At 40.9% G+C, this 13,357-nt stretch carries 12 protein-coding genes; 5 read left to right on the forward strand and 7 right to left on the reverse strand.

What is annotated here, in order from left to right; all coding sequences use genetic code 11:
• Nucleotides 1-39: 39 nt before the first annotated feature.
• A complete protein-coding gene (gene dapF, locus AC6JA8_RS17280; RefSeq protein ID WP_497974916.1) occupies nt 40-843 on the reverse strand; it encodes a diaminopimelate epimerase in 804 nt (267 codons plus the stop codon).
• A gap of 118 nt (nt 844-961) precedes the next feature.
• On the opposite strand from dapF, the gene AC6JA8_RS17285 reads away from it, so the two are divergent.
• Nucleotides 962-2,797: a Kelch repeat-containing protein gene (locus tag AC6JA8_RS17285; RefSeq protein WP_497974917.1), complete on the forward strand. Its 1,836-nt coding sequence runs from the start codon at nt 962-964 to the stop codon at nt 2,795-2,797.
• 9 nt (nt 2,798-2,806) lie between these two features.
• Here AC6JA8_RS17285 and AC6JA8_RS17290 read toward each other — a convergent pair whose 3' ends face one another.
• Both AC6JA8_RS17290 and AC6JA8_RS17295 read right to left on the reverse strand, forming a co-directional pair.
• On the reverse strand, nt 2,807-3,631 hold the full coding sequence (locus tag AC6JA8_RS17290; RefSeq protein WP_497974918.1) for a substrate-binding periplasmic protein: 825 nt from the start codon (nt 3,629-3,631) through the stop codon (nt 2,807-2,809).
• A 153-nt stretch (nt 3,632-3,784) separates the two neighbouring features.
• Nucleotides 3,785-4,759, reverse strand: a complete 975-nt coding sequence (locus AC6JA8_RS17295; protein ID WP_497974919.1) for an extracellular catalytic domain type 1 short-chain-length polyhydroxyalkanoate depolymerase — start codon at nt 4,757-4,759, stop codon at nt 3,785-3,787.
• 225 nt (nt 4,760-4,984) lie between these two features.
• On the opposite strand from AC6JA8_RS17295, the gene AC6JA8_RS17300 reads away from it, so the two are divergent.
• The 3 genes from AC6JA8_RS17300 to AC6JA8_RS17310 all read left to right on the forward strand — a co-directional run bounded on the left by AC6JA8_RS17300 (nt 4,985) and on the right by AC6JA8_RS17310 (nt 8,424).
• Nucleotides 4,985-6,031 (forward strand): hypothetical protein, encoded by a 1,047-nt coding sequence (locus AC6JA8_RS17300; protein WP_497974920.1) that lies wholly within the window; start codon nt 4,985-4,987, stop codon nt 6,029-6,031.
• Nucleotides 6,032-6,112: 81 nt separating this feature from the next.
• Nucleotides 6,113-6,739 carry a LuxR C-terminal-related transcriptional regulator gene (locus tag AC6JA8_RS17305; RefSeq protein ID WP_497974921.1) on the forward strand — a complete coding sequence of 209 codons (627 nt, stop codon included), beginning with the start codon at nt 6,113-6,115 and terminating at the stop codon, nt 6,737-6,739.
• Complete coding sequence (locus AC6JA8_RS17310; protein ID WP_497974922.1) at nt 6,739-8,424, forward strand: ATP-binding protein; 1,686 nt, start codon at nt 6,739-6,741, stop codon at nt 8,422-8,424. The genes AC6JA8_RS17305 and AC6JA8_RS17310 overlap by 1 nt, the downstream gene beginning before the upstream one ends.
• On the opposite strand, the gene AC6JA8_RS17315 is transcribed toward AC6JA8_RS17310, so the two are convergent.
• Nucleotides 8,413-9,807 (reverse strand): RCC1 domain-containing protein, encoded by a 1,395-nt coding sequence (locus AC6JA8_RS17315; RefSeq protein WP_497974923.1) that lies wholly within the window; start codon nt 9,805-9,807, stop codon nt 8,413-8,415. The genes AC6JA8_RS17310 and AC6JA8_RS17315 overlap by 12 nt on opposite strands.
• Before the next feature lie 239 nt (nt 9,808-10,046).
• Here AC6JA8_RS17315 and AC6JA8_RS17320 point away from each other — a divergent pair, with 239 nt between their 5' ends.
• Complete coding sequence (locus tag AC6JA8_RS17320; protein ID WP_497974924.1) at nt 10,047-11,303, forward strand: hypothetical protein; 1,257 nt, start codon at nt 10,047-10,049, stop codon at nt 11,301-11,303.
• Nucleotides 11,304-11,365: 62 nt separating this feature from the next.
• Here AC6JA8_RS17320 and AC6JA8_RS17325 read toward each other — a convergent pair whose 3' ends face one another.
• Genes AC6JA8_RS17325 through AC6JA8_RS17335 form a run of 3 tightly spaced genes read right to left on the reverse strand, consistent with a single transcriptional unit; the run spans nt 11,366 to nt 13,318 of the window.
• On the reverse strand, nt 11,366-11,926 hold the full coding sequence (locus AC6JA8_RS17325) for an outer membrane beta-barrel protein (RefSeq protein WP_497974925.1): 561 nt from the start codon (nt 11,924-11,926) through the stop codon (nt 11,366-11,368).
• 10 nt (nt 11,927-11,936) lie between these two features.
• Complete coding sequence (locus AC6JA8_RS17330; protein ID WP_497974926.1) at nt 11,937-12,932, reverse strand: glycosyltransferase family 9 protein; 996 nt, start codon at nt 12,930-12,932, stop codon at nt 11,937-11,939.
• Nucleotides 12,905-13,318, reverse strand: a complete 414-nt coding sequence (locus tag AC6JA8_RS17335) for a DUF309 domain-containing protein (RefSeq protein WP_497974927.1) — start codon at nt 13,316-13,318, stop codon at nt 12,905-12,907. The genes AC6JA8_RS17330 and AC6JA8_RS17335 overlap by 28 nt, the downstream gene beginning before the upstream one ends.
• Nucleotides 13,319-13,357: the final 39 nt, after the last annotated feature.

Here is a 13,357-nt window from a genome sequence, read left to right on the forward strand (position 1 = left end):
ATGTGTCGTTTTGTAAAAAATGCCATGCCCGTAAAAAATCTAGACAGTACTACCCGTAAATATTTTTTCGACTTTTCCACAAAGATAGATATCTTTTAAATCCTTCGAAAACTTGACCGCCAATCTTCCACCAAGAGTTTCCAGTACAACTTCGTCACTCCATCCATAGAACCTAGCTGCTGCCAGCGCTGTCGCTGTGGCACCTGTTCCACATGAAAGAGTTTCGTTCTCTACACCGCGCTCATAAGTTCTGATGCGAATATGTTTTGGCGAGATCACTTCAAAGAAGTTAGCATTAGAGCCTTTTGGAAAGCGGGCATCGTAACGAACGTCTTTGCCGAATGCAAAGACCGGGTAATCAAGAATCTTTTCGATTTCAAACACTGCGTGTGGAACACCAGTGTTCATATAAAGGGATTTTTTTGCTTGGAGCTTTGAATCTAAATCGTGAAGGTTGATTTTGTCGACGTCGTAGAGCTCAGTCATCTTAAGTCTATAGCCATAAACTGGATCAAGCGCGCACTCGTACACACCGTTCATCGTTTCAAATTTATATGTTTCTTTTTTTGTCTCAAGAACTTCATGAGCAAAGGCCGTAATAGCTCTTGCACCATTGCCGCACATTTCTACTTCACCGCCATCAGCGTTGATGTATCTCATTTTAAAATCAACTTTATCGCTCACTTCAAGAAGCAGAACTCCGTCAGCGCCAATCCCTGTCTTCAATGAACACAGACGCGCCCAAAGACTTCTGTCTTCAGCTCTATAAGTGAAGTCGCGGTTATCAATAACCACAAAATCATTTCCCGTTGCATTGAATTTAGTGAAATTGATTTTTGTCATATAAAACTAGCCTATGCCTAGGTTAACACTTTGTCCAATATAAAAAGTTTGATTAAGCAAACTGCTCTGTCATAAGATCAGCACACTTCCCTATTTTATATCTTAAATGAGGTTCAAAATGAAGTTTTTAACAATGACAGCAATGCTGCTTCTTTCAAGCAGTGTATTTGCCGACATGGTTTTCATGCGCGAGTGGGACAATCAAAAACATATCATGCATAAAAACAGCGACGGTGTAACAACTCAAATCACGAGCGGTGATTTAGTCCATCTTTATCCTGACATTACTCCAGATGGGAAAAACGTTGTGTACGTTGAAGGAAAAATCTTCGATAACGGCACACAAGATCTTTACCTGGTGACAAAAAATCTTGAAACAGGAAAAACCAAGAAGTGGCATTCAGAAGATCTAAAAGGAATGATTCTTCATCCTAAATTCTCAAAGAGCGGCCAGTTCATTTTCTTTTCAGCTCCATCACCTAAAAATAAAGTCTTCTATTTTGAGCCAGGAAAATTCACGAGCAACAGTGACGTGACAACGTTTAAAGCCGAAGCACTGGTAAAAGAAGATGAAGCTTATTTCCCAAGACCATCAAGCGATGGAAACTTTGTCGTCTACCAAAGAAATGTCACAGGAACGAGAGAAGTTGTTCTTTACGATCGCCTGGAAGAGACAAAGTTAGTCATCGACAAAGGAATGGCGCCAGCGATTTCTTTTGATGAAAGAAAAATTGCTTACACATCAAAGAAAAATGGCTCATGGGATATTTTCGAATATGACCGTGTGGCAAAAACTGTGACTCAAAAAACTTTTGATGAGACCACTGATGAGATGGCACCGACATACACTCCATCTGGTGATTTGGTTTTTGCTTCAAGCAAAACAGGAAACTTCCAACTTTATCAATTAAATGGTGATGAATGGATTCGTTTAACTGAAATCGCGGGTACTGATGATTACGCTCCTCAGTTTTCAGGTGAAACCAACTTCACTCAAGGCATCCGCGCTTCTTTCATGGAGCCGATGAGATCATCTTTTGGAACGATCATGCACAATGGTCTGCTTTATATGTGCGGAGGCCACCAAGGACCAGAGCACACTTATCCAAAAGAGTCTTTCACTGACAACTTCAATGTTTACGATAAAAGAATCAATGGCTGGAGAGAGTTAGCTCCACGACCAATCAAAGCTCACGGCTACACACTGGCCGCGAAAGGAAACTACATCTACGCTTTCGGAGGATTCACTTACTCTGAAAACCACAAGCCAAACTGGAAATCTGTAAGCACAGTTGACCGCTACGACATCCGTACGAACACATGGACGACGGTTGCTCAGTTAACAAAACCGCGTTCATCAAACGTTGCGGTGACAATCGGAGATAAAGTTTATCTGGTTGGTGGCTGGGATAGTACTCCTAAATTTAATAACGACTACGATGGAACTTTCCATTCATCAATTGACGTTTTCGACCTGACAACTGAAACAATCTCTTCAGCTCCTTTTGAAATCCCTCGTCCACTAAGACGTGCTTTCACGGGAATCGAATACCAGGGACAAATCCTTCTGGTCGGTGGATTGGGACAAGGAGCAAGTCACTTTGATTTAATTTCAAAAGTCACTCTACTTGATCCAAAAACAGGGATGACAACAGAGCTTCCAGAGCTTCCTTTTGCGACATTTGCTCCAGCTGCTGAAACAATCGGAAATGAGCTTTTTGTTTTCGGTGGAATGTTTAAGACTGGAGACATGGCCTATGAGTATGTTTCTCACATCTACGGATACAACTTTGATTCGCAGAAATGGAGACACACTGGTCGCTACTTAAAAGAGAGCAAAGGGTTTGCTCAGGTCTTTAAGTATGACAATAGAACAATTGGAGTGCTTGGTGGGCACAGGTACTATCTAAATGAGGATAAGCCAGTTAACACTTTTGAGATCTTTAAAAAATAATTTGATAACCTAGAAGGCCTTCGCAATGAAGGCCTTACTTCTCATGTGAGAGTCCAGCATCTTCTTTGAAGGAAACTCTTTCGTCTTTTTATTGTTGCTATACTTCTTCTCAATTTTTTCGTAAGTCCCATTCTTTTTAATCACCACAAGACCTTCATTAAATTTCTTCATAACAGACTCTGAACGAAAGGCGGCCTGGTAGTGGTTTTCCTTGAATAATTTAAATAAATCCAACGGCTGAGTCGTATCGACTGTGTCCTCTATTTGAGAATTAAAGTATTCAAAAATCCTGATGTCTCCAATGGCCACATCCGCTCTGCCTTTGTAGAGCTGAATGTTTCTAAGTTTTTGGTCTGCAAATTCTCTGTACTGAGGATTCTCGCTACTCATTTTTGCAAACTCACTTCCAAGCAGATCGCGAGAGCGCTGGAAACTTGTCACTGAGTAATTCTTCAAATCCGCAATCGTTTTTATTTTTAAGTTTTTCTTTTTTAAGGCAATTGCATAATTGTGATAAATGATAAAAGGCGCTGAATTGTAAGAATGAAGATTCTCATTCATATTCGTGATCGTGATGGCATCCAATTCGCCATTTAACAATTTCGACTTAAGTCTCTCCAGCGGTCCAAAAAAAGATTTTACTTCATAACCGGCAGCATGAGCGGCTTCTCGAAAAATTTCTACTTCAAGTCCAGAGTTTTCTTTTTCAAAAACATAAGGAGGCTTATTCATTCCGAAACCGACGGTTAAAACTTTTTGATCTTCAGCTTGAAGTAATGCCGAATAAAATAAGGCACACGTCAGTGGCAGGAGTAAAAAAAGAGATTTTTTCATATACGCCTTTTGACAACAACAGTTTTACATAAAATAAGTTTATGAAATCTTATTAGTAAAATTTAAGCTAGGAAATGTTTTTCTGAAGTTAAAATACTGCTGCACCGTTCAGCAAATGGGAAATAAAAAGGCCCTCATCGCGAGGGCCCTTTTTTATAATCCGTATTTTTTAAAGAATTCTAAAATTAACTCCGTCGCATCCGGCCCTTTTGGATCAAAGTAGGCCATCCCGGCCACTCCACCGCTCCACGCATGCCCAAGATCGTTGATCATGTAACGTTCGATAAGTACATCTTTGCTTGGATTAACCAGCGTGTACTTGTTGTATCCGTACTTGCCGTTTTTTCCGGCCACAAACTTCACATCTTTTTCTAAGAAATAAGAAGTGTCGCGAGTTCCGTTATCAAGAAGGTCGTTGAAAATTTTAAATTCAGATTCAATTTGGAAAGCATGGGCAGGGCTCATAAGCGGGCTCGCCATTCCATGAAAAATAATAATCGGCATTTTAGAAGGATGGTGTCCTGCTGAACAAGCGTATCCTGTTTCTGCTGCAAGAGGTGCTGCTACTGAAGCTCCATAAAGAACAACATCAGCAAAATCTAATCCTGTAGTCGTTGAATAATACTGAGTTCCATCGTGAGAGGCCAGGGCCTGAAAACGATCAGGGAAACAGTTTCCAAGAATGTTAACCATTGAAGCACCAGAACTCATTCCAGCTGCGTACACGCGATTTTTATCGCCGTTATATTTTCTTAAAACTTCATCCAACATTTCCACAATAACTTGTGGCTCACCGTAACGGCTGTTGTTTGCCGGAAGAACCCAGTTCCAGCATTTATAAGAGTTATAAGCTGGATTTTGTTCAGGAAGAAGAACGATGAATTTACCTTTGTCTGCCCATTCAGTAATGCGAGTTCCTTCAGCGAAGATAGCGGCATTTTGCTCGCATCCGTGAAGCATAACAACGACAGGAGCTTTTTCGTTTTTAGGAAGTCCTTTTGGAAGATAGACTTTATAGTTTCTCACGCCATAGATGCCGACGTAGCTGCCTTCTTTATAGTCGATGGCGTACGCAGTGCTAACTAATGTTGCGAGTAATGTTAGTAAAATCGCGATTCTTGTCTTCAAAACAGTCTCCCGAAAACCTCATAAAAATGGTGCGGGCGCGATCTTATTTTAATGAATCTAAGAAGTCGAGGAAATCTGCTTACGCCCCTATTTTACACTCTGCTCCTAAGTCGCGTGGCCTAAGCCAGCCTTAATAAGAATGTAATTTTTATAGCTATACATAATCATTTCAAAATAATAATGATACACCCGAAGGCCATCAACTTAGCTTAATAACGGGATTTTATGAAAATCAAACAAGTGTTTAGTGCCCTTTTCCTGACTCTTGCTTTCGCCAACCAGGCCTATGCCAATGCTGAAAGCTATATTCTAAAGATGGGAACAAACCGAGTTGTTTCTTTTGAATTCACTAAAGCTAAAAATGCAAAACTTCCCACTCTTCTTTTTCTTCCAGGTGTAAACCGCGGACTGCTTTCAAGTGATGAAGCACTAGAGACTCTTGCAGAAAGAGGATTTGGAATTGTCACAATGAATTTCAGCACACAACCAATCTCTGTGTCTCAACTTGATAAAGGAGTTAAGCCTGATTTCAGGAATTCAACATACACACTAGAAAGCTACCACGCTGAAGTGGCAGCTCTTTCAAATGAATTGCAAAAGAACTTCAAAGTAAAAACGATCGTCCCGATTTCGATTTCATTCAGCTCTGCTGTCTCTTCAACTCTTCCAAATTTTCCGTTTATTATTGATGCTGTTCCAATGACAGCGTCAGCGGCAGTTAACCCGGAACTTGAAGCTTACAGAGCGTATTTAAGATCTGGAGAAATTTTCAATCCTATCTTTGGGCCAGGAATCACTCGCTCAATGCTGGATCAAAGTTACTATCAACAATGGCGTCCGCAAGTTGACAGCATGATCACAACGTTTGATCTTGATAAAAGCAGAAAAGACGATATGGTTGAAGGTTACACTGTGGCCAGCCGTGCTGCTGAAGGATTCGTTTGGGACTTAAAGAAAACATCTGCTGATACAAGACGCGTATTTATCTTTGCAAAGGATGATTCTGAAACATTACTTAAAGACCAACTACAACTTTTTTTAAAAGCAATGGACTCAACTCCAAATGCTCTGGCCTTTCTGGTAAAAGATTCAGGACATGTGGTTTCAAGCGATCAACCTGAAGCTTATGCCAACATTGTGACTTATCTTTTAACTAACGATATTAAAAATGTTTCAGGTATTTTCGAAGTTAATCCGAGCACTGGAAAATCGAAACTCTATTCTGGTGAAGAAGCAAAAAAATTCGCCAAAGACTTACTTAAATCACTTTAAAGCTCTCACCTACTCCAATTGGAGTAGGTGAGAATGCCCGTTCGTTTGACAAGCGGGTGGCCCGAGGCTACCCTTTTTTAAATGAATTCTACTCCCGCTTCATACTTTTTAGTTGATGATCATTCTTTACTCTTAGAAGGTCTTAAATCTTATTTAGGCAATGAATTACCTTCGTGGACTTGCTGTGGACATGCCATGTCGGTCTCTGAAGCAAGAGACTCTCTACCTGAGATCAAACCTTCTTATGTTTTCATTGATCACCTCATTGGCAAATCTACAGGTGCAGACCTGATTAGATCAATGCCAAACGATACATCTGCTCCCGTTTTTATTCTGGTAAGTCAGCTCGATTCAAAGGCGATCCTAAAAGAATACATGCAGCTTGGAGTTTTAGGATTTGTCTCGAAAAAAGACAATCAGATTGAAATCAAAAAGGCCCTGGAGCAAATCGCTCACAATGGTGAAATTTATTTCTCTCCTACGTTCAATGATTTGATATCTTCGACCTCTTCCGTCGACCTCTTGACGCCTAAGGAAATTGAAATCACTCGTCTTACAGCTTCGGGAAAAACCAACAAAGAAGTCGCAAGCAAACTGGGTTGTTCTGAGCTCACAGTAAAAACTCACAAAGCAAACATTATGAGAAAACTTAATGTGAACAACTCAGTTGAAATCTGCAACTGGGCCTTGAAGAATAATCTGCTCTAATGATTTTCTGGCTAAAGTTCAGCAATCTTCTCACTCTCATTTTAGCATCAGTGTTCTGCTACCACCTTTTGCCCTTTAGAAGATCAATGCTCACCCGGCTCTATATCATCAACCTTTGTATGGTTATTCTTTGGTCGCTTTCCATCTTCATGACTCTTTTTACTGAAGATATGGAACTTAAAATTCTTTTTACAAAGGCCCGCCAATTAACCAATCCATTTCTAACAATCAATTGGTTTTTTGTGTTCATCCTCATCTTTTTTAGAGGTCATTGGAAAAAGCTTAAAAAGGTTGCGATCCTGTTTTATATTCTTCCGGTCATCTCGTGCATCTCCACTATTTTTTCAATGTCAGGCTCTCTTTATTTTGAAAAACTCATGGCACATAGCTTCGCCCCTATTCCGGGAGTCGGTCTGGTTGAATACAAAATTGGACCTCTGTTAAGTCTGCAGTTTGCTTTCAGTGGACTCGTCATGCTCACCATGATGGTGCTCTTTGTTCTATTACTTTTTTCAAAAAATACACGCAGTAGACAATTGGCACGACTATTTTTTATCTGTGCCCTCATTCAGGTAGCGCTTGAATTCTACAGCCGTTCACGATTTGGAAACTCGGCGATGATTCAATTCACTGTGGCTTCATACACCCCGATGCTCTTTGCTCTTTATTATGCCATCCACAAACTTGAATTTTTGAACATTAAAAGTTTTTCGAATCAAGTGGCCTTTGAAAATCTTCCCACACCAGTTATTACGATCAATCCTCGGGGAGAAATCTGGGATGCAAATAAAAAGGCCCTGGAACTTTTTCAACTCACAACAGATGACCTGGGATCGACAGTTTCTATAGATCATCGCTTTGATTTCATCCAAAGGAGAGATCAAACATTGCGCCTGGGAGAAAACGAATACTTAATCGATTATCAAAATCTGGGAATGGGAGTGATTGTCTCTTTAACGGATATCTCCCAGATCTCAGAGCTCAATCAAGAGCTTGCTGAAAGCAATGAAATTCTAAAAAATATGAATGTTGAGATTTTAAAGATGACTAATTTCAACAAAAGAATCCAAGCGGTACTCTCTCATGATTTATCCGGTCTGCTTCATCAAATGAATTCTTCACTGGAAGTTATTTTTCAAAATCTTGCGATTCCATCTTCGTTTAAAAATTTAACCGAAAGCATTCTAAAGACCAATCAGTCCTCACTTAGTTTGTTAAAAAATATCTTGAGCTGGAGCTATGATGAGGAAAAAACAGAGCTCTCTATTGATAGCCTTTTAAATGAAATCGTGCATTCTCAAGAAATGCTTTTAAAGCAACATCAGGTTAAGTTGAGTGTCATTAACCACTCACCAAACAGCACCTACACCACGTCACTCAGGGCCCTGGAAACGATTCTTCGAAATTTGGTCTCAAACGCCATAAAAAACACCCCTCAGAATCTTTCCGTCCTGATAGAAGTTGAGGTCAAAGACAAACTTGAAATCAACATCATTGATCAAGGCCCAGGAATCCCTCAACCTGTTTTACAAAACCTTCAGGATGAAACGAGGATGACGGTCAAAAGTAGTTATGGATTTGGAATTGGATTGCAGCTAACTTTTGATTTGATTAAACAGTTAGAAGGAACGATCCACTTTGAATCGCTCCCTCTAAAAGGTACTAAAGTTATTTTAAAAATTTGAACCAAGATCAAGAAATGGAAGGTTGTCTCCCATTTGTCCTGAGGCATCTCCTTTAACTGTTGATGTTGGAAGCTCTAGGCCTAAGTTTCCATAGTAATTGCCACCCCAACACTTCGTTCTTCCCGATGCATTCACAGCGCAGAAGCCATAAGTGTGAGAGGCTACACTTACAACTTTAAAATCAGTTCCCAAATCAACGAATGGAAGTGCATCCCCCATGTCGCTTAAACTTCCTCCCTTACTGCTCCCATTTCCTATTCCTAAGTTTCCAGAAGTACTTCTTCCCCAACATTTGAGTGATTGATCATCTAAAACCGCACAAAAGTTAGCTCCGTTAGATGCAATTTTCACAGCGTATCGCCCTGATCCTAAGTTGACAGTCGGAAGATTGTCACCCATTTCATTGGCGCCATCTCCGCGATGATTGGTGCCTCCCAGACCCAATTGACCAAAACTATTATCTCCCCAACATTTTACAGAGTTATCATCCAGGATGGCACACGTACTTTCACCTCCTCCGGCAACACTCTTTACAGTTCTTCCCGTACCTAAATCCACATAAGGAAGGTTGTCACCCATTTGATTTGGGGCCGCTCCACGATCTGTCGTATCTCCTAATCCCAAACCTCCATAAAAATTAAATCCCCAACATTTTAACTTATTGTTATCTAAAATCGCGCAGGCATGTGAACCTCCTAGCGAAATAGACTTTGCCGTTCTTCCTGTTCCAAAATTTATGTATTGAAGATTGTCTCCCATATGCGAAGGGCTAGTTCCAATATAACCACCAACGCCAGTCCCGACTGCTCCTAAATCTGCAGCTCCCCAACACTTAACCCTTCCATCTGTTGTCAGAATACATGTGAAATTTTCACCAACTCCAACTTTGGCCGGGACAACTCCTGTCCCCAGAGAGACAGCGGGAAGATTGTCGCCCATTTCATTTGCATTATCCCCACGGTTCTGAGTATTCCCCAGACCTAACTGGCCATAGCCATTATCTCCCCAGCATTTTAGTGAATTATTATCCAAGATCGCACACGAACTAAACCTTCCGACACCCAATTCTTTAGCAGTTCGACCTGTTCCTAAATCTACAGGCAGCAAAGAATCTCCCATGTCGCCAACGTTGTTGCCAACATGTTGATTGGTGCCATTGCCCAATTGTCCATCATCGTTTTTCCCCCAACACTTCACAACTCCAGTATCACTTTTTATACACATGAAAGCTTCACCACCGCTTAAAACATAACTAGCTGTCGTAGTTTCTTCATCTGTTGTCGTTTCTGTGTCTGAATTTGAACTCAAAGACTTCCCACTATCTCCACAAGAACTCAGAAATAAGGCCAATCCAAAAATTTTTAAATAGTGAGCAACTTTCATTAATCCTCCATGAAGCGCGAAAGCAATTGTTTAGAAAATTAAAACAAAACAACGCACTCTTTAAAATCGGCCGAACGGAGGATGAAAAAGAAGCACCAGGGAGGGCCATTGGAGAATGACAAAATGGCACCATAACCGAGAAAAAGTGTCAGTCCGATCCCAAATTTGAGCAATTTAGTTGGCATTAGGCTTGCTTTACTGTCTTTGCCGGGTTCCCGGTTTTTTTCTGAGGGGGAAAAATGAATCTTAAAAAGCTGATGCTATCGTCACTACTCGTTCTCGCTACAACACTTCAAGCTGCAGACAACATCGGATGGGGCCCAGGCTCAAACCCAGGACGTGATCCAGGTCGCGACCAAGGCAGAGACCCATGGGACACAAGACCAACAGACCCTAGAGACCCTTGGGGCAACGACAGCGGAAGCAGTGTCCGCGACGTTGAACTTCAAGTTCGTCAGTATTTCCAATCTCAAGCACGTCTAGATTTAATCCAGGATTACTATATCCGCTCACAGCTTCAAGGAAAGCAAATCAGAGCTATCACTATCACCGCTTCAACTGAAGCTGGTAACGGTGAAATGAGACTGCTTTCAAATGGTCAGTCACTAGAGCAGCCACAGAGAGTTGCTCGTCAAATGGCAGACTACACACTAAGAGTTGACCCATTTGCCAATACACTTGGCCAGTCTCTTAGAAATCTTGAACTGGAAATGAGAGGAAGATTCTATGTTGAAAAAGTTGTCTTTAATCTCCTTCAGAATAATGGTCCTATTAACCCTGGCCCAGGGAATCCATCTCAGCCGCAAGTTGAAGTTGTCAGACAACAACTTAACGAGCAAATCCAAACTGAAGGTGGGTTGCAGCTCTTTAGAATGTTTAACCTTGCCGCTGAAAGACAAGGCCAGGCTTTAAGAAGAGTGACTGTTCTTGCCAGATCACAAAGAGGAAGCGCTCAAGCTCAGCTTCTAGTGAACGACCAAAACAGTGGAATCGCTCAATCAATCGGTATGAGTTCAACAAGACTTTCATTTGAACTAAGTGGTCAAAGAATCGGAAGAGAAATCCAGGGTCTAAGACTGTACTTCAGAGGAAACGTTGTAGTTGAAGAAGTAAGTCTTGAATTCGACAGAGGCGGCGTGATCAATCCAGGACCGGTTCTTGAAAGAAGAATTGAGCAAGTGATCAACCAAAGACTATACGACACAAGCGGAGTGAACCTGACAGCTCTAATGAGAATTGACCAAAGACACTTAGACCGCGTTGTTGATTCAGTAGAAGTTGTTTTAAGAAACAGCGACTACGGTGCAAGATTAAAATTATGTCAGCAGGTTTCAGGGCCATACGCAACTGTTAACTGTGGAAACATCTCAACACTTTACCCAGGAGCTCAGACAGTAAAATTATCGTCTGTAAACTTTGCGAAACTATCAGAATTAAGTCTATCGGTTAGAATGGGAATGATTGACATCGAAAGAATCATTATCAACCTCAGATAAGTCATTCCTTTTTTAATCTCCACACACGTCAAAAAGGGCCTCAATATGAGGCCCTTTCTTTTTTAAAATCTGATATTGATCCCCACTGAAGGCTGGAGTTCATAGTCTTTTAGATTTGGATCATCGGTCGGCGTATAAGTCGCAAGTAAATCTGCAGTCAGCGAGAAAAATTCCATCACTCTCAACTCTACTCCTGTTCCTACATAGGGCTGAACCTTTGAAGAAGTGCTCGTAGTTGAGGTGCCGCCATTAACTGTTTTTGTTTGCTCATTTTTTCTTCCCTGTGCTCCTCCGCGGATATAAGACGTCAGAAAAGTCGACATTGTAAAACTTCCGCGAAGACCAACACGTAGTTTATCCTCAGAGTCTTTATAGGTTGTGTTTGTCGCTAAGTCTGTGCTGTCATCTTGTGCATGTGTGTACTCTACTTCTAAAGCAGAGATTGGAAAGCGATAAGTTGCTCTTGCCCCAAAGATCGCGCGGCTTTTCATATGCGGTGTCGGTTGAAATTTCTGTACTCGCTCCAATCCGATAATTGGTGTTACGCTTAAGCGCCCTTTGACTTCAGCTGAAAAAACTTCACCTGAAATAAGGGCAATAATCGCTAGAATAATTTTTAACATAAACTCTCTCCTACAGTTTGAAGTTCAAATGAATTTGATCAACCACCTGGTTTATCTCTTTCATCTCTCTCACTTCATCCATCACATGGTATTGAATCGTTCCATCAGCATTAAAAAACACGCGCTGAGGACGGTATTTAAAATAATCATAAGAAGGCCATCCTTCTTTCTTATCAAAAAATGAAAGTGCATCAACTCCAATATAATTGCAGATCGCTTCGGCCCACACATCATTGACAATGACACCTTTTACTTTTGAAAAAAGATAGAGAAGCTCTTTTGTATTGGTCCCTCTTTGCATAAACAGCTCATTGTGACCTAAGTCGATGCTGGCAAACAAATCAGAGATAATGCCTTCATCCTGCCTGCTCCAGATAACAAATCGCTGACCATGAAAAGAGTCAAAAAACTTTTTCCAAATCTCAATTTGTCTGGAGACGTTCGCAAAATTGTCCACCATCACCATAATAAATTTTGGAGGTTCAGGCTCTTTAAAAAGCTGCTCAATATTGTCGATTTGCTGTCCGCTTTCTTTGCTTTTAGCAATTCTAACGTCACTTAGATTTTTGTTGAGATAAAGCTCCAGAAGCTTCATTGATTTCTTTTCAATAGGCATCATTGGCTGATCTGGAAAGCGTTTCGTCAGTAAATACTTATTCCATTTAACTTCATACCCTACGCGCTCTTTTGAACGAAAATTGACTCCCATAAAAGCTGAGTTTACTGAATTTTCCAGGTCAAAAAATAAATCAATGTTAAAAATATCATCCAAGTTCGCACAAAAATGATGAGTTTCGACCATGCTTAATTTTGTTTTAGGTCTTTCAAAGATTTTAAGCTTAAACGGCATAAAGTTTAAGGCCAATGAACAACCCTCTTCAGTGATCACATTGATTTCAGCTTTGGGGAACTCTTCACTCAATGTCACCAAAAAAGGCAGGCAATTCACCACCTCCACTTCTGTGCGTGGGAATTTCACTAAGATTTTTCTAATTTCCATTTCCATAAACTTGGGTCCTTAAAACGAAATTCAAAAAGATTTTTAAAATCACTGATGACTGGTTCCGCTGGCACTGCTCGCACCATCTGCTTTAACTCTTTCCAGGAAAGCTCACTGTAGAGAAGATCGCTTTCAATATGATTTTGCTCACAGCGATCAAATTTTTGTTTAGCTTTATAGATCAAGCCACGCGCCCCGGTAAGATTGCCTTCGCGGTAATGAATCATCGCTGCCGCAACCTGAATCACTGCCCAATACACATTTCGAAGCGGCCCCGGCTCTTCCAGCCAGTGATGCTCGAATTCTTCGTGGCACTCCCAATATTTCTGAGCGTTAAAAAGCAGGATTCCTTGTTCCATAACGGCAAGATGAGAGTGATCAAATTGACTCATTTTTTGCCTCTATGTGAGAAACTTGGTATCTTCATAAGC

The organism is Bacteriovorax sp. HI3, assembly GCF_059738875.1.

Bases quoted from the DNA above. Each gene is read 5' to 3' on its own strand.
- AC6JA8_RS17290 (WP_497974918.1), bottom strand. From the start codon at position 3,631: ATGAAAAAATCTCTTTTTTTACTCCTGCCACTGACGTGTGCCTTATTT.
- dapF (WP_497974916.1), bottom strand. From the start codon at position 843: ATGACAAAAATCAATTTCACTAAATTCAATGCAACGGGAAATGATTTT.
- AC6JA8_RS17300 (WP_497974920.1), top strand. From the start codon at position 4,985: ATGAAAATCAAACAAGTGTTTAGTGCCCTTTTCCTGACTCTTGCTTTC.
- AC6JA8_RS17285 (WP_497974917.1), top strand. From the start codon at position 962: ATGAAGTTTTTAACAATGACAGCAATGCTGCTTCTTTCAAGCAGTGTA.
- AC6JA8_RS17320 (WP_497974924.1), top strand. From the start codon at position 10,047: ATGAATCTTAAAAAGCTGATGCTATCGTCACTACTCGTTCTCGCTACA.
- AC6JA8_RS17335 (WP_497974927.1), bottom strand. From the start codon at position 13,318: ATGAGTCAATTTGATCACTCTCATCTTGCCGTTATGGAACAAGGAATC.
- AC6JA8_RS17315 (WP_497974923.1), bottom strand. From the start codon at position 9,807: ATGAAAGTTGCTCACTATTTAAAAATTTTTGGATTGGCCTTATTTCTG.
- AC6JA8_RS17310 (WP_497974922.1), top strand. From the start codon at position 6,739: ATGATTTTCTGGCTAAAGTTCAGCAATCTTCTCACTCTCATTTTAGCA.
- AC6JA8_RS17330 (WP_497974926.1), bottom strand. From the start codon at position 12,932: ATGGAAATGGAAATTAGAAAAATCTTAGTGAAATTCCCACGCACAGAA.
- AC6JA8_RS17305 (WP_497974921.1), top strand. From the start codon at position 6,113: ATGAATTCTACTCCCGCTTCATACTTTTTAGTTGATGATCATTCTTTA.
- AC6JA8_RS17325 (WP_497974925.1), bottom strand. From the start codon at position 11,926: ATGTTAAAAATTATTCTAGCGATTATTGCCCTTATTTCAGGTGAAGTT.